Origin of the sequence: Sphingomonas flavalba (assembly GCF_047553045.1) — a bacterium.
Classification (GTDB): Bacteria; Pseudomonadota; Alphaproteobacteria; order Sphingomonadales; family Sphingomonadaceae; genus Sphingomonas_L; species Sphingomonas_L flavalba_A.
In genome coordinates, this window is the sequence record NZ_CP180208.1 from 2,521,319 (window position 1) to 2,546,738 (window position 25,420).

General features: G+C 66.7%; 25 protein-coding genes. 7 read left to right on the forward strand and 18 right to left on the reverse strand.

The genetic code is table 11. The annotated features are described in order from the left end of the window. Positions 1-7 precede the first annotated feature (7 nt). Together ACMT1E_RS12060 and ACMT1E_RS12065 are read right to left on the reverse strand one after the other, a co-directional pair. Positions 8-1,042: a 2-oxoacid:ferredoxin oxidoreductase subunit beta gene (locus ACMT1E_RS12060; protein ID WP_414900526.1), complete on the reverse strand. Its 1,035-nt coding sequence runs from the start codon at positions 1,040-1,042 to the stop codon at positions 8-10. Then, complete coding sequence (locus tag ACMT1E_RS12065; protein WP_414900527.1) at positions 1,039-2,913, reverse strand: 2-oxoacid:acceptor oxidoreductase subunit alpha; 1,875 nt, start codon at positions 2,911-2,913, stop codon at positions 1,039-1,041. The genes ACMT1E_RS12060 and ACMT1E_RS12065 overlap by 4 nt, the downstream gene beginning before the upstream one ends. Positions 2,914-3,119: 206 nt before the next feature. On the opposite strand from ACMT1E_RS12065, the gene ACMT1E_RS12070 reads away from it, so the two are divergent. Together ACMT1E_RS12070 and ACMT1E_RS12075 are read left to right on the forward strand one after the other, a co-directional pair. Continuing rightward, on the forward strand, positions 3,120-4,088 hold the full coding sequence (locus ACMT1E_RS12070; protein ID WP_414900528.1) for an alpha/beta hydrolase: 969 nt from the start codon (positions 3,120-3,122) through the stop codon (positions 4,086-4,088). Between the two features lie 13 nt (positions 4,089-4,101). Continuing rightward, positions 4,102-4,545 (forward strand): MaoC family dehydratase, encoded by a 444-nt coding sequence (locus ACMT1E_RS12075; protein ID WP_414900529.1) that lies wholly within the window; start codon positions 4,102-4,104, stop codon positions 4,543-4,545. A 23-nt stretch (positions 4,546-4,568) separates the two neighbouring features. On the opposite strand, the gene ACMT1E_RS12080 is transcribed toward ACMT1E_RS12075, so the two are convergent. From ACMT1E_RS12080 to petA, 5 genes are all read right to left on the reverse strand, one after another. Further along, complete coding sequence (locus ACMT1E_RS12080; protein WP_414900530.1) at positions 4,569-6,275, reverse strand: diguanylate cyclase; 1,707 nt, start codon at positions 6,273-6,275, stop codon at positions 4,569-4,571. A 69-nt stretch (positions 6,276-6,344) separates the two neighbouring features. Continuing rightward, entirely contained in the window at positions 6,345-6,881 is a 537-nt protein-coding gene (locus tag ACMT1E_RS12085) for an adenine phosphoribosyltransferase (RefSeq protein WP_414900532.1), read from the reverse strand. Between the two features lie 4 nt (positions 6,882-6,885). Continuing rightward, positions 6,886-7,725, reverse strand: coding sequence for a cytochrome c1 (locus ACMT1E_RS12090; RefSeq protein ID WP_414900533.1), 840 nt, complete (start codon positions 7,723-7,725; stop codon positions 6,886-6,888). A gap of 16 nt (positions 7,726-7,741) precedes the next feature. Next, a complete protein-coding gene (locus ACMT1E_RS12095) occupies positions 7,742-9,043 on the reverse strand; it encodes a cytochrome b (protein ID WP_414900534.1) in 1,302 nt (433 codons plus the stop codon). Then, a complete protein-coding gene (gene petA / locus ACMT1E_RS12100; protein WP_414900536.1) occupies positions 9,040-9,615 on the reverse strand; it encodes a ubiquinol-cytochrome c reductase iron-sulfur subunit in 576 nt (191 codons plus the stop codon). The genes ACMT1E_RS12095 and petA overlap by 4 nt, the downstream gene beginning before the upstream one ends. A gap of 220 nt (positions 9,616-9,835) precedes the next feature. Between petA and ACMT1E_RS12105 the strand changes: the two genes are divergently transcribed. From ACMT1E_RS12105 to ACMT1E_RS12115, 3 genes are read left to right on the forward strand one after another with little or no spacing between them, the layout of a single operon-like run. Continuing rightward, on the forward strand, positions 9,836-10,285 hold the full coding sequence (locus tag ACMT1E_RS12105; RefSeq protein ID WP_414900538.1) for a tRNA (cytidine(34)-2'-O)-methyltransferase: 450 nt from the start codon (positions 9,836-9,838) through the stop codon (positions 10,283-10,285). After that, complete coding sequence (gene hemF / locus ACMT1E_RS12110; RefSeq protein ID WP_414900539.1) at positions 10,282-11,124, forward strand: oxygen-dependent coproporphyrinogen oxidase; 843 nt, start codon at positions 10,282-10,284, stop codon at positions 11,122-11,124. The genes ACMT1E_RS12105 and hemF overlap by 4 nt, the downstream gene beginning before the upstream one ends. Further along, complete coding sequence (locus ACMT1E_RS12115; RefSeq protein ID WP_414900540.1) at positions 11,115-11,696, forward strand: GNAT family N-acetyltransferase; 582 nt, start codon at positions 11,115-11,117, stop codon at positions 11,694-11,696. The genes hemF and ACMT1E_RS12115 overlap by 10 nt, the downstream gene beginning before the upstream one ends. 19 nt (positions 11,697-11,715) lie before the next feature. Here ACMT1E_RS12115 and folE read toward each other — a convergent pair whose 3' ends face one another. Further along, entirely contained in the window at positions 11,716-12,315 is a 600-nt protein-coding gene (folE, locus tag ACMT1E_RS12120; protein ID WP_414900541.1) for a GTP cyclohydrolase I FolE, read from the reverse strand. Between the two features lie 375 nt (positions 12,316-12,690). Here folE and ACMT1E_RS12125 point away from each other — a divergent pair, with 375 nt between their 5' ends. Next, the gene (locus ACMT1E_RS12125) at positions 12,691-15,681 is read left to right on the forward strand and encodes a TonB-dependent receptor (RefSeq protein WP_414900543.1); all 2,991 of its coding nucleotides are present in this window, start codon (positions 12,691-12,693) and stop codon (positions 15,679-15,681) included. A gap of 323 nt (positions 15,682-16,004) precedes the next feature. Next, positions 16,005-16,502 carry a MucR family transcriptional regulator gene (locus ACMT1E_RS12130; protein WP_414900544.1) on the forward strand — a complete coding sequence of 166 codons (498 nt, stop codon included), beginning with the start codon at positions 16,005-16,007 and terminating at the stop codon, positions 16,500-16,502. A gap of 228 nt (positions 16,503-16,730) precedes the next feature. Here ACMT1E_RS12130 and ACMT1E_RS12135 read toward each other — a convergent pair whose 3' ends face one another. The 10 genes from ACMT1E_RS12135 to coxB all read right to left on the reverse strand — a co-directional run bounded on the left by ACMT1E_RS12135 (position 16,731) and on the right by coxB (position 25,260). Next, on the reverse strand, positions 16,731-17,603 hold the full coding sequence (locus ACMT1E_RS12135; protein WP_414900545.1) for a class I SAM-dependent methyltransferase: 873 nt from the start codon (positions 17,601-17,603) through the stop codon (positions 16,731-16,733). Next, positions 17,600-18,997 (reverse strand): threonine synthase, encoded by a 1,398-nt coding sequence (thrC, locus tag ACMT1E_RS12140; protein WP_414900546.1) that lies wholly within the window; start codon positions 18,995-18,997, stop codon positions 17,600-17,602. Before thrC ends, ACMT1E_RS12135 begins: the two co-directional genes overlap by 4 nt. Before the next feature lie 64 nt (positions 18,998-19,061). Next, positions 19,062-19,631: an SURF1 family cytochrome oxidase biogenesis protein gene (locus ACMT1E_RS12145; protein ID WP_414900547.1), complete on the reverse strand. Its 570-nt coding sequence runs from the start codon at positions 19,629-19,631 to the stop codon at positions 19,062-19,064. Further along, positions 19,628-19,960, reverse strand: coding sequence for a DUF983 domain-containing protein (locus tag ACMT1E_RS12150; protein WP_414900549.1), 333 nt, complete (start codon positions 19,958-19,960; stop codon positions 19,628-19,630). Before ACMT1E_RS12150 ends, ACMT1E_RS12145 begins: the two co-directional genes overlap by 4 nt. A gap of 28 nt (positions 19,961-19,988) precedes the next feature. Continuing rightward, on the reverse strand, positions 19,989-20,810 hold the full coding sequence (locus tag ACMT1E_RS12155) for a cytochrome c oxidase subunit 3 (RefSeq protein WP_414900550.1): 822 nt from the start codon (positions 20,808-20,810) through the stop codon (positions 19,989-19,991). Between the two features lie 35 nt (positions 20,811-20,845). Next, positions 20,846-21,400 carry a cytochrome c oxidase assembly protein gene (locus tag ACMT1E_RS12160; RefSeq protein WP_414900551.1) on the reverse strand — a complete coding sequence of 185 codons (555 nt, stop codon included), beginning with the start codon at positions 21,398-21,400 and terminating at the stop codon, positions 20,846-20,848. Then, entirely contained in the window at positions 21,397-21,528 is a 132-nt protein-coding gene (locus ACMT1E_RS12165) for a hypothetical protein (RefSeq protein ID WP_414900552.1), read from the reverse strand. Before ACMT1E_RS12165 ends, ACMT1E_RS12160 begins: the two co-directional genes overlap by 4 nt. Continuing rightward, the gene (locus ACMT1E_RS12170) at positions 21,525-22,439 is read right to left on the reverse strand and encodes a heme o synthase (protein WP_414900553.1); all 915 of its coding nucleotides are present in this window, start codon (positions 22,437-22,439) and stop codon (positions 21,525-21,527) included. The genes ACMT1E_RS12165 and ACMT1E_RS12170 overlap by 4 nt, the downstream gene beginning before the upstream one ends. Before the next feature lie 53 nt (positions 22,440-22,492). Beyond that, positions 22,493-24,181 (reverse strand): cytochrome c oxidase subunit I, encoded by a 1,689-nt coding sequence (gene ctaD, locus ACMT1E_RS12175; protein ID WP_414900554.1) that lies wholly within the window; start codon positions 24,179-24,181, stop codon positions 22,493-22,495. Positions 24,182-24,183: 2 nt separating this feature from the next. Continuing rightward, positions 24,184-25,260 carry a cytochrome c oxidase subunit II gene (gene coxB, locus ACMT1E_RS12180; RefSeq protein ID WP_414900555.1) on the reverse strand — a complete coding sequence of 359 codons (1,077 nt, stop codon included), beginning with the start codon at positions 25,258-25,260 and terminating at the stop codon, positions 24,184-24,186. Between the last annotated feature and the right edge of the window lie 160 nt (positions 25,261-25,420).

The following is a 25,420-nucleotide window of genomic DNA, read 5'->3' on the forward strand; positions in this document are numbered from 1 at the left end:
CGGCCGGCTATTCGGCGCGCGGCTCCTTGTCGACCATCCAGGTCTGGCCCTGCGCGACCAGCTTCTGCAGGTCCGGTGCCTTGCCCTTCGCCGCCGCCTCGTTCTGGGCGACGACCTCGCGCTCGTAACTCGGGCGCGGGTGGTCGAAGATGACGCCCAGCGCCACCGGAAAGCCGGCGCTGTTGTCCATGTCGATCAGCATCTGCGCGATGCCCTTGTTGGTCTGGTCGTGGACGATGACGCCCGCCGCCTGCCAGTCACCGTCGACGACGTCGACCATCTCCAGCCGCAGTGCCTTCGGGTCGAGAGTCAGGCCACGGGTGCCGCCGGCGAACAGCATCGGCTGGCCGTCCTCCAGCCAGACCTGCCCGGCTGCGGCGTTCGGCTTGGCGGTAAATGGCGCGAACACGTCGTCATTGTAGACGATGCAGTTCTGGAAGATTTCGATGAAGCTGGCGCCCTTGTGGTAATAAGCCGCCTTCAGCACCGCCGGCAGGTTCTTGTGCACATCGATGCCCCGCGCGACGAAACGGGCGCCGGAACCAAGCGCGAAGCTGCACGGGCTGGCCGGCCGGTCGACGGAACCAAAGGGGGTCGACGGGCTGCGCGTGCCGACCCGCGACGTCGGCGAATACTGCCCCTTGGTCAGACCGTAGATCTCGTTGTTGAACAGCAGGATCTGGCAGTCGAGGTTACGGCGCAGCAGGTGCATGGTGTGGTTGCCGCCAATCGACAACGCATCGCCGTCGCCGGTGATGACCCACACGTCCAGATCGGGGTTGGCCAGCTTCACGCCGGTGGCGATCGCCGGCGCACGGCCGTGGATGGTGTGGAAACCGTAAGTCTCCATGTAATACGGAAAGCGCGACGAGCAGCCGATGCCGCTGACGAACACGGTGTTTTCCGGTCGTGCGCCGATGTCCGGCAGGGTGCGCTGCACCGCCTTCAGGATCGCATAGTCGCCGCAACCGGGGCACCAGCGCACTTCCTGGTCGGTTTCCCAATCCTTCGCCGTCGTCTTGACGGAAGTCATCTCGTTCATGAGAGCGCACTTTCGATAGCCGCCGCGATTTCCGCGATACGGAAGGGTTGACCCGACACCTTGGCCAGCGAGCGGGCGTCGACCAGATACTGGTCGCGCAGAACGGTCTTGAACTGACCCGCGTTCATTTCCGGCACGATGATCCGCTCGTAGCGGCGCAGCAGCTCGCCCAGATTGGCCGGCAGCGGCCAGATGTGGCGGACATGGATATGGTCGACCGACAGGCCGCGTTCCCGCGCCCGACGCACCGCCTGGTGGATCGGCCCGAAGGTCGAGCCCCAGCCGACAACCGCCAGCCGGCCTTCGCCGTCACCCAGCGTCACCGTCTGTTCGGGGGTATGCGCGGCGATGCCGTCGATCTTCGCCTTGCGCAGGTCGGTCATCGCCTGGTGGTTGGCCGGCGCATAGTCGATGTTGCCGGTGCCGTCCTGCTTCTCGATCCCGCCGATGCGGTGGAGCAGGCCCGGCGTCCCCGGCCGCGCCCATGGCCGCGCCAGCTTCTCGTCGCGGGCATAGGGCTTGAACCCGCCCTCCGGCACATGATCGAGGAAGCTGACCGGGAACGGCGCGTAGCCGTCCATGTCCGGCACCTTCCACGGCTCCGCCGCGTTGGCGATATAGCCGTCGGTCAGCAGCATCACCGGGGTCATGAACTGGGTGGCGAGGCGGCAGGCCTCGATCGCGCAGTCGAACGCATCGGCCGGCGAGCGCGCGGCGATGACCGGCATCGGCGCGTCGCCGTTGCGGCCGTAGACCGCCTGATAGAGGTCGGACTGCTCAGTCTTGGTCGGCAGGCCGGTCGACGGGCCACCGCGCTGCGAGTTGACGATGACCAGCGGAAGCTCGGTCATGATCGCCAGCCCGATCGCCTCGCCCTTCAGCGCGATGCCGGGGCCGGACGACGAGGTGACGCCCAGCTTGCCGGCATAGGAAGCGCCGATCGCCGAACAGACCGCGGCGATCTCATCCTCCGCCTGGAAAGTGGTGACGCCATATTCCTTCAGGCGCGACAAGTGGTGGAGGATCGCCGAGGCCGGGGTGATCGGATAGCCGCCGAAGAACATCGGCAGCCCGGCAAGCTGCGCGCCGGCGACCAGGCCGAGCGAGATCGCCTCGCCGCCGGTGATCGTCCGGTACAGGCCCGGCGCGGCGGGGGCGGCGGCGATCCGGTGCTGCTTCATCGGCCCGGCCAGTTCCGCCGTCTCGCCATAGGCATGGCCGGCGTTCAGCGCGGCGATGTTCGCCTCCGCCAGCTCCGGCGCCTTGGCGAATTTCGATTTCAGCCAGTCGACGATCGGCTGGCGGTCGCGATCGAACATCCACAGCGCCAGGCCCAGCGTCCACATGTTCTTGCAGCGCAGCGCTTCCTTGTTGCCAAGGCCGAACGGCTTCACCGACTCAAGCGTCAGCGCCGAAATGTCGAACGCCAGCACCTGCCAGCGCGCCAGCGACCCGTCGTCGAGCGGGCTTGCCTCATACCCGGCCTTGGCCAGGTTGCGCTGGCCGAACTCGCCGGTGTCGACGATGACCAGCCCGCCGTCCTTCAGCGCGCCGACATTGGTTTTGAGCGCCGCCGGGTTCATCGCTACCAGCACATCCGGCTGGTCGCCGGCGGTGTCGATCGCGCGCGAGCCGAAATTGATCTGGAAAGCGGAAACGCCGAAGGTCGTGCCCTGCGGCGCGCGGATTTCCGCAGGGAAGTCGGGGAAGGTCGACAGGTCGTTGCCGGCCAGCGCGGTCGACAGGGTGAACTGACCACCGGTCAGCTGCATGCCATCGCCGCTGTCCCCGGCAAAGCGCACCACCACCGCTTCGGGGGGAGGAGTGTTGGCGGCCTCTGCGCGGGTCACCTCATGTACGGCTGAAGCCATTGGCTATACGTCCTGCAATTCAAGCCCGGGCCTCTTAGGCCCCGGTACGGCTATAGCCTATTTAGAAAAACTGGGGAGAGTCGCAATCGGCCTTGTTTCGGTACCGGCGCCGATTTTGCCTGAAAAGAGCACGCTTTCGCGGCGGATGGACGGGCCGCCGCCACCCGCCTAGGCTGGCCGCCCGATAACGACGGAGCGGCAAGCCGATGTCCCAGCCTTTCGTCCGACCCGATGTCCGGGCGTTCCTGACCCTGCTCGACTCGGTGCCCGGCCCGAAGATGCATGAGTTGGACCCGCCGGCGGCCAGGCTGGCGTTCAACACGATGGTCGCGATCGCGGAAGCACCGGCGGAACCGCTCGCCGTCCGCCGCGACCTGACAACGCCGGACGGCATCGACCTGCGCCTCTACGACGCGCGCGAAAGCCGGACACCGGGGCCGGTGCTGGTTTTCTTCCACGGCGGCGGCTTCGTGATCGGCGACATCGAGTCGCATGACAGCTTCTGCGCGGAAACCGCGCGGCTGCTCGACCTTCCGGTCATTGCCGTCGCCTACCGGCTGGCGCCGGAACACCCGTTCCCGGCCGCGCCCGACGATTGCGAGGCGGCGGCGCGCTGGGTGGCGGGCAGCCCGGCGGCGCTTGGCGTCGGCGTGACCGCGCTGGTCCTTGCCGGGGACAGCGCCGGCGGCAACCTCGCCATCGGCACCACGCAGGCGCTGCGCGACCGGCCGGCGGCGGCGCCGGTCATCGCCCAATGGCCAATCTACCCGGTGGTCGACGAAGCGGAGGATTATCCCTCACTCACCGATTTCGCCGACGGCTATCTGCTGACCGGCGACGCGATGCGCTGGTTCGGCAGTCATTACGCCCCGGTGCCGGGCGACCGGCGCAACGGCGTGCTGCATGCCGACCACGCGGGCACGCCGCCGACCCTGGTCGTCACCGCCGGGCTGGACCCGCTGCGCGATCAGGGCCGCGCCTATGCCGCCGCCCTTATCGCCGCGGGGGTGCCGACGGTGTTCCGCGAAGCGGCGGGCAGCATCCACGGCTTCATCAACCTGCGCAAGGCGGTGCCCTCCGCGCAGGGCGACGTCGCCGCCTGCCTGCGCATCCTGAAAGACATCGTCGCCGAAGCGGAAGCAAACCGGGTCATGGCGCAGGCGGCGGGCGGGTGAAAGGGCAGGCGTAATGGAATATCTGGAGGATTTGGTCGTCGGCACGAAGCGCGGTTTCGGGCAGTATCACGTCACCCGCGAAGAGGTGATCGCCTTCGCCGCCAAATACGACCCGCAACCGTTCCACCTGTCGGACGAAGCCGCCGCCAAAACCCATTTCGGCCGGTTGTCCGCCAGCGGCTGGCACAGTTGCGCGATGGCGATGGCGATGATCGTCGAAGACCTGAAGGCGCACGAACATGCCGGGCTAGGTTCGCCGGGGGTGGATGAGTTGCGCTGGCTGAAACCGGTCTACCCCGGCGACACGCTCCGGCTTGAAAACGAACTGGTCGAGGTGACACCCTCGCGCAGCCGCCCCGACATGGGTTCGTTCCGCTCGCGCGTCACCATGTTCAACCAGCATGACGAACCGGTGATGCGCTTCACCTCGATCGCCCTCGTCCGCCGCCGGCCCTGACGCACAGCGCCGGCCGCCGCCTTTTACGCGGCCATCGCGGCTTTGGCCGCCGCCGCCACCTCCACCCGGTTCCGCCCGCCGCGCTTGGCGTCGTACAGCGCCAGATCGGCATCGACCATCAACCGGTCGACCCCGTCGCAGCGCCCGCCGGCCAGCCCGATGCTGACCGTCACGTCAAGCAGATCAGCCCCGCCGGCGCAGACCCCGGCCCGGATCCGTTCGGCAATGGTATGCGCCCGGTTCAGGTCCAGCCCCATCAGCAGCACGACGAATTCCTCGCCGCCATAGCGGGCGACGATCGCGCCCGGCCCCGCCGCGCGGGCGATCAGCGCGCCCAGCCCGGCCAGCACCGCGTCGGCGCGCACATGGCCATAACGGTCGTTGACCGCCTTGAAATGGTCGATGTCGATCATCAGCAACGCCACCGGGCTGGACGGGCCGCCGATCTGCAACGCCCGTTCGATCGCGGCGACGAAGCCGCGCCGGTTGGCAAGGCCGGTCAGCGCGTCGGTCGCCGCCTGACGCTCCAGCACAAGCTGGCGCTCGCGCACCCGTTCATGGTCAAGCCGCATTGCCTTGATCCGCGTCACCACCGGCAAGGACAGGATCAGGCATTCAACCGTCACCGCGGCAACCATCGCGCCGTCGCCGACCAGCGCGTCGGGCACCAGCCCCAGAATACGCAGCGGATAGGTCACGCCGATCGCGATCGGCACCGCCCAGCCAAGGCCCAGAATCCGCGCGGTGTGGCTGCCCCTGATCGCGCCGACCGCCAGCACCACGACGACCAGCACCAGCCCGTTCATCCCGACGAGATTGGCGGCACCGTAAACCGGTGCGGTCAGCCCGTCCGGGCCGAATAACAGCAGCACCGCGCAGGCCACCGACGCCGCCGCGCTGATCAGGCTGTAGAATCGCAGCCCGCGCGGGACATAGCGGCGCGCGATAAAATCGGTCGAAAACAGCAGCCCCGTCGCCGTCGCCACGGACAGCGTCGCCGAGATCAGCCGCGATATCCCGCCCGCCGACACGCCCGGCACGACCAGCAGCACCAGTCCGGAATAGGCGGCCGCGTACAGAAACAGCACCGTCGCATGGGCGACATAGAATAGCTGGAACCGCTGCCGGATCGCGAAAAACAGCGCCAGATGCGCGAATATGGTCAGCGCCAGCACGCCAAGCGCCAGCCCGTACAACGCCGCGTCACGGCGTTCCATGCGGAAATCGGCATAGAGCGGGACCAGCCGGGTCGGGCGGCTGAAAGTGATCAGTTCGGTGTCGCCCAGCCGCACCAGCATCCGTGTCACCGGCGCGCCGGCCGGTACGATCATGCTCAGATAGCCGCCGGTCCGCCAACCGCGCCCCGGTGCCGCCGGGTCGTATCGCTCATGGCTGACACTGCCGTCGGCGCGGGCAAGATACAGGTCAACCCGGTGCACCCGGTGGGTGTCGATCAGCAACCGGTGCAGGCCTTTCCCGTCGCCCAGTTGCGCCGGCGCGCCGAAATCCAGCCAGACGACACCGCGCGTGGCCCGGCCCGGCGGTGTGCACGGCCCCGCCGGACGCGCCAGCATTTCGGCAGCGCCGGTATCGGCGGCTGTCGGGATCTGGCATGCGGATACGACATCGGTCGCCACCGCGCCGCCGCCCTTGACCGCCGCCAGCGCCGGCGCGGCCAGCATCAACAGCAGCGCCGCCATCATCGCGGCAAGCCATCGCGCAAGCATCATCGGGTAATCGGCGACCATATTGCCGCCGCGATAGACGCTCAGGGCTAAAGATCGATTAAGCGTTGGTGCTCAATGGCCTGGAAAAACCATCAGCGAGTCGACGGCCACGCCTTCGGCGCGCAGCAGATCGGCGCCGCCCAGATCCGGCAGGTCGATGGCAAACAGGGCCGCGGGCACCTCGGCGCCCGCCTCGCGCAGCAATCGGGTGGTGGCAAGCGCGGTGCCGCCGGTGGCGATCAGATCGTCGAGCAGCAGCGCGCGATCACCCGGCCGCACCGCCCCTTCATGGATCTCCAGCCGATCGGTGCCATATTCCAGCGCATAGTCGATGCCGACGCGCGGCCCCGGCAGCTTGCCGGCCTTGCGTACCGGCAGCACGCCGACGCCAAGGGCGCGCGCCACCGCCGCGCCAAACAGGAAACCGCGCGCCTCGATCGCGGCAACCAGCGTCACCTCATGCGGCCGGGCGCGCATGACCAGCGCGTCGACGGCCGCAGCAAAGCCACGGCCGTCGATCAGCAACGTCGTAATGTCGCGGAACAGAATCCCCGGCTTCGGAAAGTCGGGGATCGTCCGGACCAGCGCCTGTAATTCGGCGCGGGTCATCCGATCAATGCGGCCTGCCCGCCCAGATGTTCCGGTACGACAGGAAGGTCAGCACCGAAAAGACGATCAGGAACGCTACCGTCGCGATGCCGGCGCTGTGCCGGTTCTCCAGCTTCGGTTCCGCCGTCCATACCAGGAAAGCCGACACGTCCTGCGCCATCTGGTCAACCGTCGCCGCGGTCCCGTCGGAATAGGTGACCTGCCCGTCGTTCAGCGGCGGCGCCATCGCCAGGTTGAGGTTGGCGAAATACGGGTTGTAATGCAGCCCGGTTCCGGTCTTGGCGTCCGGGAACTTCTTCAGCAGTTCCGGCGGCTGGTCCTGATAACCGGTCAGGATCGAATAGACATAGGCGGCACCGCCATGGTGCGTCTTGGTCATCAGCGACTGGTCGGGCGGCAACGCGTTGCCGTTGGCCGCCCGCGCCGCGACTTCGTTCGGGAACGGCAGCGGGAAACGGTCGGCGGCAATCGACTTGCGGGTCGTCGCTTCGCCGGTCTCCGGGTCGACCGCCGGTTGCTGGATCGCCCACTGGTCGGCGATCGCCTTGACCTCGGCCTCGGTGTAGCCGAGCGCCTGCAGGTCGCGGAACGCCACAAGGCGCAGCGAGTGGCAGGCGGAGCAGACTTCCTTGAACACCTGGAAACCGCGCTGGAGCTGACGACGGTCGAACTTGCCGAACGGCCCGTCGCTCGCCAGATGCAGCGCCTTCGGCTGCAGGTGGAATTCCTGCTCGACCGTCACCGCGGCCGGCTCGGTCAGGTGGTTATAGGCGCCGGTGCCAAACGCGATCAGCAAGACCCCGCAGAACGCGGCGCCGATGGCTCCAAGAATGATACGAAGCATAGGTGCTGATGCCCCCTTATTCAGCCGGCGCTGCGGCGGCGGTGCCGTCGGCGTCAGATACCGTGTTCCCGTGCTTGGCGAGTACCGCCTCGGTGATCGAAGCGGGCAACGGCAGCGTCCGCTCGATGCTGGCGACGATCGGCAGCACGATCAGGAAATGGGCGAAATAGTAGATCGCCGCGATCTGGCTCAGCATCACGAACGGCTCTTCAGCCGGCGCGCCGCCACAATAGCCAAGGATCAGCACGTCGATGATCAGCACCCAGAAGAACTTCTTGTACAGCGGCCGGTATGTCGCCGAACGAACGGGCGACTTGTCGATCCACGGCAGGAAGAACAGCAGCAGGATGGCGGCGAACATCGCCAGCACGCCCCACAGCTTGGCCGGCAGGATGAAGTCGATCGTGAAGGCGCGCAGAATCGCGTAGAACGGCCAGAAATACCATTCGGGAACGATGTGCGCCGGCGTCGAAAGCGGGTTGGCCGGGATGTAGTTGTCCGGGTGGCCGAGCGCGTTCGGCGCGAAGAACACCATGATCGCGAACAGCGTCATGAAGATCGCGACGCCGAAGCCGTCCTTGGCGGTGTAATACGGGTGGAACGGCACCGTGTCCTGCTCGTCCTTCACCTCGACGCCGGTCGGGTTGCTCGACCCCGGAATGTGCAGCGCCCAGATGTGGAGGACGATGACGCCGGCGATCACGAACGGCAGCAGATAGTGCAGCGAGAAGAAACGGTTGAGCGCGGCGTTGTCCGGCGCGAATCCGCCGAGCAGCCAAGTATGGATCGTGTCGCCGACCAGCGGGATCGCCGAGAACAGCCCGGTGATGACCTGCGCGCCCCAGAAGCTCATCTGGCCCCACGGCAGCACATAGCCCATGAACGCCGTCGCCATCATCAACAGGAAGATGACCAGGCCAAGCAGCCAGACCATCTCACGCGGCGCTTTGTACGAACCGAAGTACAGGCCGCGGAAGATGTGGATGTAGACGACGATGAAGAAGAACGACGCGCCGTTGGCGTGCGCGTAGCGCAGCAGCCAGCCGGAATTGACGTCGCGCATGATGTGCTCGACGGAATCGAACGCAACGCCGGCATTGGCGGCATAATGCATCGCCAGCACGATGCCGGTGACGATCTGGATGGTCAGCGCGACCCCGGCGAGAACGCCGAAATTCCAGAAATAATTCAGGTTGCGCGGCACCGGGTAACCGGCGCCGACCGCGTTGTAGACGAGGCGGGGAAGCGGCAACCGCTCATCCACCCACTTCATCACCGGGTTGGTGGGGGCGTATTGCTTGGCCCAGGGAAAGCTCATGCCTTTGCTCCAACTTCGACGACGGTGTCCGACCGGAACACGTAATCGGGCACGACGAGATTCGTCGGCGCGGGGCCTTTGCGGATGCGGGCGGCAGTGTCGTAGTGCGAGCCGTGGCACGGGCAGAAATATCCGCCGAACTCACCGCGATTCTCGCCCTCGCCCGCGCCAAGCGGCACACAGCCGAGGTGGGTGCAGACGCCCATCGTGATCAGCCACTGGGTCTTGCCGGGTTTGGTCCGGTCCTCCAGCGACTGCGGGTCGCGCAGCGAGTTGACCGGCACCGCGTCCGCTTCGGCGATCTCCTTCGGCGTCAGGTGCCGCACGAACAGCGGCTGCTTGCGGAACACCGTCTTGATCGCCTGCCCCGGCTGGATGGCGGAGATGTCGACCTCGGTCGACGCCTGCGCCAGCACGTCGGCGGACGGGCTCATCTGGGTAACCAGCGGCACGACGGCCGCGGCCGCGCCGACCCCGGCGAAGCTGACCGCCGCAACGTTCAGGAAGTCGCGTCGGCGGACGCCGTCTTCTTGGGCGATGTCGCCCGGTTCAATCTGTTCAAGCGTCGCCATTCACCAGCCCTTGCGCCATGACCCCTTATCACGCGTGCTACCATGGCAGGAAGACGGCCGAAGACACGGCAACTGCGTTGCCGCATCTTGTTACGCCGCCGCCTGTACCCCCGGCAGTCGCCGGCCTGATAGCCAAGCCGCAAGGCATTTGCCAACAAGATTTCTGACCGGCTAACCGGTTGCAGCCCGCAACCCCGTCCCAATCCCGTGAAGGCAACCGATGCGCATCGCTCTTTATCAGCCCGACATCGCCGGCAACGTCGGCGCGGTTCTGCGCGTCGGCGCCTGTTTCGGCGTGCCGGTCGACATTATCGAACCGTGCGGATTCGTGTTCTCCGACGCGCGCATGCGGCGGGCGGGCATGGATTATCTCGCCCATGTCGCCATGGTCCGCCATGCCGACTGGGCGGCGTTCCGGCGGGCGCAGCCGGGGCGGCTGGTCCTGCTGACCGCGCATGGTGCGACTCCGCTGCACACCGCCCGCTTCGCATCCGACGATATCGTGCTGATGGGGTCGGAAAGCGGCGGCGCGCCGGACCTTGTCCACGAGGCGGCGGCGCTCCGCGTGCGGATTCCGATGCGCGCCGGCCTTCGCTCCTTGAATCTCGCCGTGTCCGCGGGCATCGCGCTCGCCGAGGCACTAAGGCAGACGGAAGGATTCCCGGAATGATCGCCCTCGACGACGAGCAGCAGGCCGCCCGCGCCTGGTTCGAGCAGCTCCGCGACCGGATCTGCGCCGAATTCGAGGCGATCGAGCGCGAAGCGGGCAGCGACGCCGCCTTCACCTATCGCCCGTGGGACCGCACCGACTCAACCGGCGCGCCGGGCGGCAGCGGCGTGCAGGGGCTGATGAAAGGCCGGGTGTTCGAAAAGGTCGGGGTCAACGTCTCCACCGTCGCCGGCGCGTTCGACGGCGAATTCGCCCGCTCGATCCACGGCGCGGCGGAAGACCCCCGCTTTTTCGCCACCGGCATCAGCCTGGTCGCCCATATGGCGAATCCGCATGTTCCGGCGGTCCATATGAACACCCGCTTCCTGACCACGACGAAACGCTGGTTCGGCGGCGGCGCCGATCTCAACCCGCCGATCCCCTATGCGGAGGACACCGCCGGTTTCCACGCCGCGCTGCAGGCGGCGTGCGACGCGCACGACCCGGATCATTATCCCCGCTTCAAGGCGTGGGCGGACGAGTATTTCTACTTGCCGCACCGCAAGGTCCATCGCGGCGTCGGCGGCATATTCTACGATCATCTCGAAGGCGATTTCGCCGCCAACTTCGCCTTCACCCGCGCGGTCGGCGAGGCGTTCCTCGCCGCGTTCCCGCCCATAGTCCGGCGGCGGATGGGTGCGGCATGGGACGACGCCGACCTTGCCCGCCAGCGCGCCTGGCGCGGTCGCTATGCCGAATTCAACCTGCTCTACGATCGCGGCACGCTGTTCGGGCTGAAGACCGGCGGCAATGTCGACGCGATCCTGATGAGCCTGCCGCCGATGGCGACGTGGGACTGACGCCGCTTCCCGCCGGGCAGGTCGCCGCGGTCGTCACGACGCTTGAAATGCGCGAGCGGCCGCGCCCCCGGCCGATGCCGGATTCGCCGCTGCGGCTGGTCCGCTGGCCGGCGCCGGAGCGCGAACGCTATCGCGCGCTGTTCCGCCGGGTCGGGGCGCCATGGCTGTGGTTTTCCCGCCTCGTCCTCGCCGACGCGGCGCTCGACACGCTCCTCGCCGATGCCGATGTGCATGTCTGCGCGGCGATCGACCGGCGCGGCATCGAAGTCGGCATGCTCGAACTGGATTTCCGCCAGCCCGCCGCCTGCGAGATCGTCTATTTCGGGCTTGTGCCGGAACTGGCCGGGCGCGGCCTTGGCCGCTGGCTGATGGCGGAGGCGATGGCCCGCGCCTGGGTGCCGGGGGTGGAGCGGTTGTGGGTGCGGACCTGCTCGCTCGACCACCCGTCGGCGCTCGGCTTCTACCGCGCCCAGGGCTTCGCGCCGGTCGCGCGGGCGGTCGAAACCTTCGAAGACCCGCGCCGCGCCGGTTACCTGCCGATCGACTCGGCCCCGCACGTGCCGCTGCTTTAATTGGCAGGCGGCGCCGCCCTCAGCAGCGCCCGATCAGCGCCAGCACCTCCTTGCGGCTGCGCTCGTCGTCGCGGAACACGCCCATCATCCGGCTGGTCACCATGCCGACGCCGGGCGTCCGCACGCCGCGCGCTGTCATGCAGGCATGGCTCGCCTCGATCACCACCGCCACGCCGTGGGGATTCAGATTGTCCCAGATGCAGTTGGCGACTTCCGCCGTCAGCCGCTCCTGCACCTGCAATCGCCGCGCATAGCCGTGGAGCACCCGCGCCAGCTTCGAAATGCCGACAACCCGGTCGCGCGGCAGATAGGCGATGTGCGCCTTGCCGATGATCGGCGCCATATGGTGCTCGCAATGCGAATGGAACGGGATGTCCTTCAGCAGCACGATCTCGTCATAGCCGCCGACCTCCTCGAAGGTCCGGCTCAGGTGCAGGCCGGGGTCCTCGCCATAGCCGCTGCAATATTCCTTCCACGCCCGTGCCACCCGCGCCGGCGTGTCGGCCAGCCCTTCGCGGGTGGGGTCGTCACCCGTCCATTCGATCAGCGTCCGCACCGCCGCCAGCACGTCGGCCGGCACCGGCGGCCGCGTCGCTTCATCCTTGGGTCGATCCTTCACGATTGCTCCTTGCCTGCCTCGTCGCGCGCCTGAAGACCGGGCGTCAGCCCGGCGCCCACGCATTCCGCCCGCCCCCTAGCATCCCATCCGTCCAAACCGAAACCGCCGCGATCCAGCCGTACCGCAACCGATTGGACGGTATCGGCCCGCCGGGGTGCCCGGCCCGGGCATTTTTTGCGCAGCTACCGCATGCCGTTACGGCAACCGCCCGGCGGCGGCACAGCCCGGCCGCGCGCGGCGGCAACCCCGCGGGATTCCGGCATCCGTGCCGCAGGCGGGCATTGACCGCGCTCCAATCTGAACGCAACATGCCGCAGCAAAATCGCGCTCGGCGCGATGGCCGGACAGCCGGCACCATTGGGGGAGGATGGTTTGATGGGGAAGTTCGATCTTCTGGGCGCAAGCATGCTCGCGCTGATCGTCTCGGCGCCCGCCACGGCGCAATCTGTCCCGGCCGATACGGCGGAGTCCGGCCTTGCCGATATCGTCGTCACCGCCCAGCGCCAGTCCGAACGGCTTCAGGACGTGCCGATCGCCGTCTCCGCATTTTCGGCGGAAACGCTTGAGCGGCAGCAGATCCGCAACGCCACCGACCTGCAACTGTCGCTGCCCAACGTCACCTTCACCAAGACCAACTTCACCTCGTCCAGCTTCAACATTCGCGGCATCGGCGACCTGTGCGTCGGCATCACCTGCGATTCCGCCACCGCGATCCATGTCAACGACATGCCGCTGCTGTCGACCAGGCTGTTCGAAACCGAATATTTCGATCTGGAACGGGTGGAGGTGCTGCGCGGCCCGCAAGGCACGCTGTTCGGCCGCAACGCGACATCGGGCGTGGTCAATTTCATCACCGCGCGCCCCAGCCTATCCGCATTCGGCGCCAGCGGATCGGTGGAATACGGCAATTACGACTCGGTCAAGGTCAACGGCATGGTCAACCTGCCGGTGGGGGAGACGCTCGGCGCCCGCGTCGCCGGCTATTATCTGAACCGCGACGGCTATACCAGGAACCTCTACGACAACAGCCGGATCGACGGCCGCGACCTCTACGCGCTGCGCGGCACCATCCGCTGGGAACCCAGCCCCGACACCACGCTCGACCTGATGGGCTATTACTTCCGCGAGAAGGACGACCGGTCGCGCATCCAGAAGCAGCTATGCCATCGCGATCCGACCGGCGTGCTCGGCTGTTTGCCGGACAGGCTGGCGAACGAAACGCTGAACGGCAACGCCACCTTCCCGGCAACGCTGGTTTCGAACGAGTTCCTCGCCATCCAGTCGGGTGGCGCGCTGACCCCGTTCGGCCTTGGTAGCGTCTACGGCGCGGACGTGTTCTCCAGCTCGGTCAACCCGGCCGGCGTGCGTACCGTCAACACCGATTTCAAGCCGACCTACTATGCCCGCGAGGTCCAGTTCATGGGCAAGCTGCATCAGCAGCTGGGCGATGCGTTCAGTCTGACCATCACCGGCGGCTATGCAAAGAACGAGGTCGACTCCCGATCCGACTATAATCTCGCGGTGCAGGATTCGCTGGCCACCAACCCGGGCCTGCTTGCGCTCCATGCCTATGGCCGGGCGGGCAGCCTGGCGCCGTTCCTCGACCCGGTTCGCCAGACGTTGATCCCCAACGGGCCGGCCGGCGGCGTCTGCCAATCGGATCTCGAACCGACCGGTACCGGCGTCTACGGTGGCCACAGCGTCGGCTGCTTCACCAGCAGCCTCGATTTCGACCGGTCGAAACAGACGACCCGGCAATATTCGGTTGAGGGCCATATCGACAGCAAGCTGGACGGCATGTTCAACTTCCTGATCGGCGGCCTCTATCTGGACAGCAAGACCCGCGACAACAGCTACTATATCAGCTCGTTCGGCATCGATTACGCTGCGGGCCTGCTCGGCGCGGCGACCTCGGCACAGATGGCGCCGCTCGGGGTACCGCTCAGCTATTTCGGTACGCCGACCTACCGCAACCATTCGGACCTGTTCCGGCTGAAATCCTACGGCATCTTCGGCGAAGCCTATCTGGAATTCAGCGACCGGGTGAAACTGACCCTCGGCGCGCGCTACAACAACGACAAGAAATTCTACCGCGCCCGCACCACCTTGCTGCAGGACGCGGTCGGCAATTTCGCGCTGGTCCCGTTCGGCTCCACGGATTTCACCGACGCGGTGAATTACGGCCAGCTTGATTACGACGCCAGCACCCCCGGCGCGCAGGAATTTGCCGTCACCCGTGTCGGCTTCAGCAAGATGACCGGGCGCGCCGTCCTCGATTTCAAGGTCACACCCGACAACCTGCTCTATCTGTCCTATTCGCGCGGCTACAAGTCGGGCGGCGTCAATCCGCCGCTGTCGGCGATCTTCGCGGTGCCGTCGCAATTCACGCCGGAAACGGTCGATGCGTTCGAAATCGGCTCGAAGAATACCTTCCTCAACGGCACGCTGCGCCTGAACCTGACCGGCTTCTACTATAAGTATAACGATCTGCAGCTCAGCCGGATCGTGTCACGCACCGCGGTCAACGACAATGTCAGCGCCAATATCTACGGGCTGGAGGCGGAAGCGCTGATCAGTCCGGTGCGCCGCCTGCTGGTCAACCTGAACTTCAGCTATCTGCGCACCAAGGTGTCGGACGACAAATATCTGGTCAACACCCGCGACCCGTCCGGCGGCCGGTCCGATGTCGTCATCGTCAAGGACCTGTCGAACGCCGCCAACTGCGCGGTGGTGCCGACCACCGCCGGCAACGCCGCCGGGGCCAACAGCTTCGTCGGGCTGGTCAACACCCAGGCACTTGGCCTGCAGGCGCCGCGCGCGATACCGGGCATGGGCGCGACCGGCGCCTTCTCGCTGTGCAGCACGCTCCAACAGCTTTCCACCAACACCCTGCCAGCCGGCTCGCCGCTGCTCGCGCTGCAACCGGTGCTGAACGGCCTGTTCGGCGTCGACGCCAACGGCAACCTGCCGTTTCACGTCGCCGGCAGCGGAGTAGAGGTCAACATTCGCGGCAACCAGTTGCCGCAGGCGCCGCGCTACAAATTCTCGGCGGGCATCCAGTACACCGCCGATTTCGCCAACGGCATGTCGTTCGTGCCCCGCTTCGACATCACCTACACCGGCGAATCCTATGCCAGCATCTTCAACGGCCATATCGACCGGATGCAGGGCTATGCGATCATCAACGCACAGGCGCAGCTCAACGGCCCCGACGACCGCTGGTTCGTGCGCGGCTTCATCCAGAATCTCACCAACAACAACGCGATCACCGGCCAGTATGTGACCGACCAGTCGACCGGGCTGTTCACCAACATCTTCACGCTGGAACCGCGCCGCTACGGGGTCGCCGCCGGCTTCCGCTTCTAAGCGTCCGCCTGCCCAACCCGGTGCTTCCCCGCCGCCGCGCCATCGCGGCGGCGGGGGATCCGCCCCTTATCGACATAATGACAACGCCGCGGTCCCGGCGCACGTCCGCCGCGAACAGCCGCCTCACCCTATTTGTTTGGCGCCGCTTCTCCAGTCATCGTCACCGGACAGCCCGTCTTTCGGCGTATCATCGGGGTATCGGGTCGACAAATTGTACATTTCGTGCAAGCATCCGCGCGCGATATTGGGTCGGTCATTCCCCCTTCGACTGATCCATGGAATATCCGGATACCGCGCCGCCCCGGAATATGGAGTAGAAAATAATGGCCGATGCCGAACAGACCGATCTCACCATGCTGACCGTCGACTTGTTGAGTGCCTATGTCACCAACAATTCTGTGCCCAGCGCCGATCTCGCCGCACTGATCAAGGCGACGCATGCGGCACTGACCGACATCAACGCCCCCGCCTCCGCCGAATCCGATGCGCCGGAAGTCCAGCCGGCGGTCACGGTCCGCAAAAGTCTCGGATCACGCGAATATATTCTTAGCCTGATCGACGGAAAAGCTTACAAGACCCTGAAAAGGCACCTTTCCCGCCACGGTCTGACCCCGGACGAATACCGTCAACGGTACAACCTGCCGAGCAACTACCCGATGGTCGCGCCGGCCTATTCGGAACAGCGTCGCCTCGTCGCGCAGAAGCTCGGCCTCGGTCGCAAGCGCCCGGCCGCCGCTGCCAAGGCGGCTCCCGCGCCGACCAAGCCCCCCCGCGCGTCTGCGGCTAAGAAGCCCGCCGGCCGGCGCAAGGCCGCCAGCTGATCCGGCGTCATCCTGTCGATCGTCGAAAAAAGCGGGTTCCGTCCCCAGTTCCCCCCTTTGAACGGAACCCGCCAGAAATCGCCGCGAAGGGAACGCAGCGAACTGGCCTGACTATGCGACGAAAGGATGATGCTGTCCACGGCTATCATACCGGCCGGGTATCATTTTAGCGGGCAATAGGAATGGCATCACGCGCAAATTCCCGCTGGGCCGGCGGGCGCCTTTGACTCAGTCCGCGGTCCAGCGGGCGAAGATCGCGGTCGGCAGCAACAGCCCGCGCGCCTCCTCGCGCACCGCCAGTTCCCCGGCTTCCACCCGTCCCGGCAGGTCGGCAAAGGCCTGGGCAAGCAGTTCGCCAATCGCCAGTGCCGACATCCGGACCGCATAGACGGTCAGGAACAGAAAGCGCGATTCGGCGTCGAGCAGACGGCGGCAGTCGGTGATCAGGGCGGGCAGCCCTTCCTCCAGCCGCCACACCTCGCCGGCCGGGCCACGGCCGTATTTCGGCGGGTCGAGGATGATGCCGTCATAACGGTGGCCGCGCCGCACCTCGCGCGCGACGAACTTGGCCGCATCGTCAACCAGCCAGCGGATCGGCGCCGCCGCCTGGCCGGACAGGATGGCGTTGGCCCGCGCCGCGTCCACCGATTTGCGCGACGCATCGACATGGACCATCTGCGCCCCCGCCGCCGCCAGCGCCAGCGTGCCGACGCCGGTATAGCCGAACAGGTTCATCACCGACGGCGCGTCCCGCCCGGCAATGCGTTCGCGCATCCAGCTCCACACCGGCGCCATGTCGGGAAAGAAGCCGAGATGGCGGAACGGCGTGCAATTGGCCTGGAAACGCACCTCGTTCCAGTCGAGCGGCCAGCCTTCGTCCGGCACCGGTCCGGTCAGTTGCCAGCGCCCGCCGCCATCCTCGTCCGATCCGGGAATGAACGCGCCGTCCGCCCGCCAGTCGGGCGCGGCGGGCGCCCACAGCGCCTGCGGCTCCGGCCGGATAAACCGGAACCGGCCATAGCGTTCCAGCTTGCGCCCGTGGCCGCTGTCGATCAGGCCGTAATCGGCCCACGGCTCGCCGATGAGGGTGGAAAGGGTCACCGCGGCGTGGCGTGCGCCGCGATATGGGCGGTCACCGCGCCAAAATCCGCCGGCAGCGACACACAGCGTTCGGCGCGGGCGAACAGATCGCCGACCCGCGCCGGCAACGCCGGCCGGTTGCCGGTCGCGCGCTCCACCGCGTCGCGAAACTTGGCGGAATGGGCGGTGGCCAGCGTGACCAGCGGCACCGCCGGGTCGAGATCGGCGGCGCGCGCGGCGGCCAGGCCGACGGCGCTGTGCGGGTCGATCACCTGCCCCGCCGCCTCGCTGGCCCAGCGCATCGCCAGCGCCATGTCGTCGGCGTCGATCCGCGCGCTGGCGAACAGGCCGGCGGCACCGCCCAATTGCCCGTCCGTCAGCCGCATCGCCTTCGTCGCCTCGAACCCGTGCATCTGCGCCGCCATCGCCTGCCCATCGCGCCCGCCCAGGTCGAACAGCAACCGCTCGAAATTGGAACTGACCTGAATGTCCATCGACGGCGTCGCGGTCGCGGTCACCTCACCGGTCGAATAGTCGCCGCTGGACAGCGCGCGATAGAGGATGTCGTTGACGTTGGTCGCGACGATCAGCCGGGCGATCGGCAGGCCCATCTTTGCCGCGACATAGCCGGCGAACACGTCACCGAAATTGCCGGTCGGCACCGAAAACGCCACCGGCCGCCCCGGCGCGCCCAGCCGGACGGCGGCGTAGAAATAATAGACGACCTGGGCCATCAACCGCGCCCAGTTGATCGAATTGACCGCCGACAGGGCGAAACGCCCGGCGAAATCGCGGTCAGCGAACATCGCCTTCACCAGCGCCTGCGCGTCGTCGAAACTGCCGTCGATCGCGATATTGTGGACGTTGGGGGCGAACACCGTCGTCATCTGGCGACGCTGCACGTCGGACACCCGGCCTTCCGGGTGGAGCATGAAGATGTCGACCTTGGCCCGGCCGGCAATCGCGTCGATCGCCGCCGATCCGGTATCGCCGCTGGTCGCGCCGACGATGGTCAGATGGGTGTCGCGGTTCGACAGAAAACGCTCGAACAACAGGCCTAACAGTTGCAGCGCCACGTCCTTGAACGCCAGCGTCGGGCCGTGAAACAGCTCCAGCAGCCACTGCCGCTCGTCAAGCTGGACCAGCGGCGTCACGGCGGCGTGGGAAAACCGGCCATAGGCCTGCGTGCACAGCGCGCGCAGCGCGTCCTCGTCCAGCGCGTCGCCGACAAACGGCTTCATCACCGCGACGGCGGTATCGACATAGGACAGGCCGGCCAGCGCGGCGATCGCGTCGGCCGAAAAGCTTGGCCAGCGTTCCGGCAGATACAGGCCGCCGTCGGGCGCGAGGCCCGCCAGCGTCACCTGTTCGAAGTCGAGCGGCGGCGCTGCCCCTCTGGTGCTGATATAGCGCATGGCGGGCGCTTAGCCGGGCTGGCCGCACATCGCAACGCCGCTGCGCGCCACATCGCCCGTCATGTCACCCGCGCCGGCGCAGCGCCAGGCCGTAGATGATCATCGCCACGCCGGCGAAAAGGAACCACTGCACGGCATAGGACAGGTGGTTGTTGGGAATGTCTTCGGGCGACGGCGCCGCCGCCGCCTGCAACCCCGGCGCCGGTTCGCTCGCGACCAGCCGGATGACGTGCTGGCTGTCCGGGGCGATGACGCCGGTCACCGGCCCACCGGTCCACGCCGGGTCGTCCGGCCGGTCGGACCAGCCCATCACCGCCTGAAACCCCGGCCCTTCCGCCCCACGCCGGCACTGGGCGATATGGGACCATCCGGGCACCCCGGCCAGATTACGCCCGCTGGTCGATCGCCAGCCGACCACCTCGACGCACAGCGCGCTGCTCCGGCGGAACAGCGGCGCGTTGCGCGGGTCGGGTACGGTGGGATAGGCAACCGGCGGCTGGTCGTGCGCGGCGGCGTAGGTGGCGAGCAGCGCCGCCTTCCACTGCGCCCGCTGCAACTGCCAGATGCCAAGGCCGATCATCAGCGCCACCGCCAGCGCGACGATGACGGTGGGGATAAGCGGCAACCGCTTCATGCCTCGCCCTGTCGCCCCTCGCCGGCATCGTTGTGATATTCGGAATAGAGCAACGCCGCCTTCGACACCCGCAGCGCGCCGATAACCAATCCGGCGGTTATCGGCACCCACAGCAGGACATGCACCCAGAATGGCGGGCCGACGGTCAGTTCAAGCGCAATCGCCAGGCCGACGATCAACCCGCCAAGGAACAGGGTCAGCAACGCCGCCGGCCCGTCGCCGACATTGAACGCCGAATAATCCAGCCCGCACGCGCGGCATCGCGGCGCGAAACCGACAACGCTGGCGAACAACGTCTTGGCGCCGCAGCGGGGGCACAGCCCCCGCAACGATGCTCGGGCGAGACCGGGAAGCGTATCAGCCGCCGTGGATCGGTGCGCCGGCGCTGCCCCATACGTAGATGGTGATGAACAGGAACAGCCAGACGACGTCGACGAAGTGCCAGTACCAGGCGGCCGCTTCAAAACCGAAGTGCTGCCGCGGGGTAAAGTCACCCTTGTAGGTGCGGATCAGGCAGACGATCAGGAAGATCGTGCCGACCAGCACGTGGAAGCCGTGGAACCCGGTCGCCATGTAGAAGGCGGCGCTGTAGTTCAGACCCTTGAACGGGAACGGCGCGTGGATGTACTCGAACACCTGGATGCTGCTGAACAGCGCGCCAAGCAAAATGGTCAGCCACAGGCCCTTCTTCAGCCCTTCGCGGTCACCGTGGATCAGCGAATGGTGCGCCCAGGTGATGGTGGTGCCCGAACACAGCAGGATCAGCGTATTGAGCAGCGGGAAGGAGAACGGGTCGATCACCTCGATGCCCTTGGGCGGCCACACCCCGCCGACCGACTCGACCGCCGCCGGGAACAGCGCGAAATCGAACCAGGCCCAGAACCAGCCGACGAAGAACATCACTTCGGACGCAATGAACAGGATCATGCCGTACCGCAGGTGCAGCCCGACCACCGGAGTATGGTCCCCGGCATTGGCCTCGCGCACCACGTCCGCCCACCACAGGTACATGGTGGCGATCACGCCGGCGACGCCCAGCATGAAAATGCTGCCGCCATAGGCGGCGGTATGCATCCACATGACCGCGCCAACCGCCATGACCAGCGCCGAGAATGAGCCCATCAGCGGCCACGGGCTGGGAGGCAGGATATGGTAGTCGTGGTTCTTGGCGCCGGCCATCTGTCTGAAGACCCCTTTGTTGATTCCGCTCCGCTCTAGCTTCCGGCCTTCGCCGGGTCCACCGGGAAGAACGTGTAGCTAAGCGTGATTTCCTGAATATCGTCGGCGTCCCGATCATCGAGAATCTTGGGATCGACGAAGAAGATCACCGGCATCCGCACGGTCTCGCCGGGCTTCAGCGTCTGCTGGGTAAAGCAGAAACACTCGATCTTGGTGAAATATTTGCCGGCCGTGCTCGGCGACACATTGAACGTCGCGGTCCCGGTCACTTCGTGGCTGGCTGTGTTGCGCGCGACAAAGAACGCCATGTCGCGCGCGCCGACGGCGATGTCGTCGGTCTCGCGCTCCGGCTTGAATTCCCACGGCAGGTTCGGCGCGGTGTTGGAATCGAAACGGATGCGGACCATTCGGGTCGACACGGCGCCGGTCGTCGGCGCCGCGACGGCGCGCTGCGTCGTCCCCTGAAAACCGGTAACCTGGCAGAACAGGCGATACAGCGGCACGCTGGCATAGCCGAGGCCGAGCATGCCAAGCACAAGCACGGCGGCGGCAATGGCGCTGCGGCGGTTGCGGACGGCAAGCTCGGTCATGACCCGCTCATCTTGGCTATGGCGATGAAATAGAACAGCACGACCAGCGCGCCGAGCAGCAGCGCGGTAACCAGCGCCCGCGACCGCTGCCGCGACCGGATGCGGTCGGTGTCGTCCGGCTCGCTCATGCCAGCACCAGCCGGTCCACGACCAGCGCCCCGAACAGCAGGAACAGATAGGCGATCGAGAATTTGAACAGCGCCCGCTCGGCCCGCATCGCCGCCGGGTCGACCACCCGCGACAGGCCGACGCGCACCGCCAGCAGCGTGAACGCCGCGCTCAGCACCACCGCCGTCACCCCGTACACCGCGCCGGTCAGCCCCAGCGCCCACGGCAGCACCGCGACCGCGCTCATCACCACGCTGTACAGCAGGATCTGGCGGCGGGTGACCTGCTCGCCGGCGACGACCGGCAACATCGGGAAACCGGCGGCGGCGTAGTCGGAACGGACGAACAGCGCCAGCGCCCAGAAATGCGGCGGCGTCCACAGAAAGATCAGGGCGAACAGCAGCACCGGCAACAGCGTCACGTCGCCGGTCACCGCCGCCCAGCCGAGCAGCGGCGGAAACGCACCGGCCGCCCCGCCGATGACGATGTTCTGGGACGTCCGCGGCTTCAGCCACATCGTATAGACGACGACGTAGAACAGGATCGACACCGCCAGGATCGCGGCGGCGAACCAGTTGGTCGCCAGGCCGAGCAACAGCACGGAGAAGAACGACAGGCCGATGCCGAAATGCAGCGCCGACTGGCGATCCATCCGCCCGGCGGGCAGCGGCCGGTCGCGGGTGCGCTTCATCCGCGCGTCGACGTCGGCCTCGTACCACTGGTTCAGCGCGCCGGCCGCGCCGGCGCCGACCGCGATGCACAATATCGCGGTAAACGCGATCGCGAAGGGCAAATGCCCCGGCGCGGCGAGCAGCCCGCACAGCCCGGTAAAGACGACAAGCGTCATCACCCGCGGCTTGGTCAGCGCAAGGAAATCGCGCCAATCGGCAACGGGCGACAGATCGGCCGTGTTCAACGCTGACGTGTTCATCTCAAATCCTGTGCCGCCCGACACATATGCCGGGCGGCGTTACCTGTCTTGGCTCAGTCGATCCGCGGCAGGGTCGTGAACTGGTGGTACGGCGGCGGGCTGGGCAGCGTCCACTCCAGCGTGGTCGCGCCGTCACCCCACGGGTTGCCTTCCGCCTTGCGGCCGGCGGCCAGCGACCAGAACAGGTTGACGAAGAAGAAGATCATGCTGCCGGCCATGATCATGTAGCCGGTGCTCGCCATCTCGTTCCAGCCGGCATAGGCCGGGGTATAGTCCGGAATACGGCGCGGCATGCCTTCGATGCCCAGGAAGTGCATCGGGAAGAACAGCACGTTCACGCCGATGAAGAAGGTCCAGAAGTGCAGCTGGCCCAGGACCTCGCTGTACATCCGGCCCGACATCTTCGGGAACCAGTAGTAGAAGCCGGCGAACAGCGAGAACACCGCGCCCAGCGACAACACGTAGTGGAAGTGCGCGACCACGTAATAGGTGTCGTGCATATAATCGTCGATGCCGCCATTGGCGAGGACGACGCCGGTGACGCCGCCGACGGTGAACATGAAGATGAAGCCGAGCGCCCAGACCATCGGCGTCTTGAAGGTCAGCGATCCACCCCACATCGTCGCGATCCACGAGAAGATCTTGATGCCGGTCGGCACCGCGATCACCATCGTCGCCGCGGTGAAGTACATCTTGACGTTCACGCTCATACCGGTGGTGAACATGTGGTGCGCCCACACGATGAAGCCGACGGTCGCGATCGCCACCATCGCATAGGCCATGCCGAGATAGCCGAAGATCGGCTTCTTGGAGAAGGTCGAGACGATGTGGCTGACGATGCCGAAGCCCGGCAGGATCATGATGTACACTTCGGGGTGGCCGAAGAACCAGAACAGATGCTGGTACAGCACCGGATCGCCACCGCCGGCCGGGTCGAAGAACGCCGTGCCGAAATTGCGGTCGGTCAGCAGCATGGTCAGCGCGGCGGCCAGCACCGGCAGCGCCAGCAGCAGCATGAACGCGGTGACCAGCGTCGCCCAGGCGAACAACGGCATCTTGTGGATGGTCATGCCCGGCGCGCGCATGTTGAAAATGGTGGTGATGATGTTGATCGCGCCGAGGATCGAACTGACGCCGGCGATATGGATCGACAGAATCACCAGGTCGACCGACGGCCCCGCCGCCCCGCTGGTCGAGAGAGGCGCATAGATCGTCCAGCCCGTGCCCGGCCCAAGGCCGGTGCCGCCGGGGAAGAAGGTCGAACCGAGCAGCAGAACGAACGACGGGATCAGCAGCCAGAAGCTGATGTTGTTCATCCGCGGGAAGGCCATGTCCGGCGCGCCGATCATTAGCGGCACGAACCAGTTGCCGAACCCGCCCATCATCGCCGGCATGACCATGAAGAACACCATGATCAGCCCGTGACAGGTGATCAGCACGTTCCACAGGTGGTACGCCTCGTCCATCGTCGCCGGCCCGCCGCCGACGATGGCGTTGTGATAGCTCGCCCAGGTCTGCAGATATTGGATGCCCGGATGCATCAGCTCCGCGCGCATCAGGCCCGATACGGCACCGCCGATGATACCGGCGACGATCGCGAAGATCAGATAGAGGGTGCCGATATCCTTGTGGTTGGTCGACATGAACCAACGCGCGAAGAAGCCGGGCTTGTGGTCGGCGTCGTGCGCGTGGTCGTCCTCATGGGCGTGAAAGGCGCTGGGGGTTGCGGCGATGTCTGTCATTGTCAGTTACCCGAATTGGCCGTTGCGGCCTGAGAAGGAGCAGCGGCGGGCGCTTCGGCCGGAGCGGCGGCGACGGCGGCTGGCGCTTCGGCGGCCGGCGTCTCGGCGGCGGCCGGCGCGTCCTCCGGCATCGTGCCGCCCTTGGAACGGACCCACTGCGCGAAACGCTCGGGGCTGACCACCTCGACCGCGATCGGCATGAAACCGTGGCGGGCACCGCACAGCTCGGAACACTGGCCGAAATACAGACCTTCCTTCTCGACAGTGAACTGCACTTCGTTCAGCCGGCCGGGGACCGCGTCCATCTTGGTCCAGAAGGCGGGAATCGCCCAGCTATGGATCACGTCGTTGGACGTGACGATCAGCTTGATCTGCCGGCCAACCGGCATGACAATGCGGTTATCGACGGCCAGCAGCGGCGGACCGTCGGCGTCGGCGCGCTGGCGCTCACCCGGCGCGACGTCGTCCTTCAGCATGTTCGAGATGATCTCGAAGCCGCCATTGTCCGGGTATTCGTAGGTCCAGTACCACTGGTTGCCGACCACCTTGATGGTCAGCGCGTCCTTCGACGCCGGCTTGAACTGCGCGGCAAGCAGGCCGATCGACGGCACCGCGATCGCCAGCAGGATAAACACCGGCACCAGCGTCCAGATCACCTCGATGACGGTGTGGTGCGAGGTGCGCGACGGCACCGGGTTGGCGCTCGCGCGGTAACGGAACATCACCCACACCAGCAGCACCAGCACCAGCAGCGTAATCGCGACGATGACCGGCATCAGCACGGCGTCATGGATCCACAGCGCTTCCTGGCCGTTCGGGGTCACCTGATGCTCGACCTGCATCGATCCGGCCTGCGGCATGCCCACATTGGGGTCGGGCAGCAACGGGGCCGGCGCTTCCACCGCCTGCGATTCGGCGGCGGCCGGTGCGTCAGCGGCCGGGGTCGCGACCGGCGTGATCGGCGCCGGCGCGGCAACCGTGGCGGGCGCGACCGGCGCCGGCGCTGGGGCCGGCTGGGCCGTCGCGGCAGACGCCGCGATAAGGCCGAAAGCGAGCAGGAACGGCGTGAACTTGATCATGATATTCTGTCTTTTACCCCGGCTTGGCCGCACGCGCGCGGCGGCCCTTGGACCCTGATCCTCGAGCAAGATGCCGGGCTTATATGCTCGCCGTCCCGCTGTCTCAAGCATCTTGGCGCCTTTTTTCCGGCCATTGCGCCACAGCGCCGCCGACCCTATC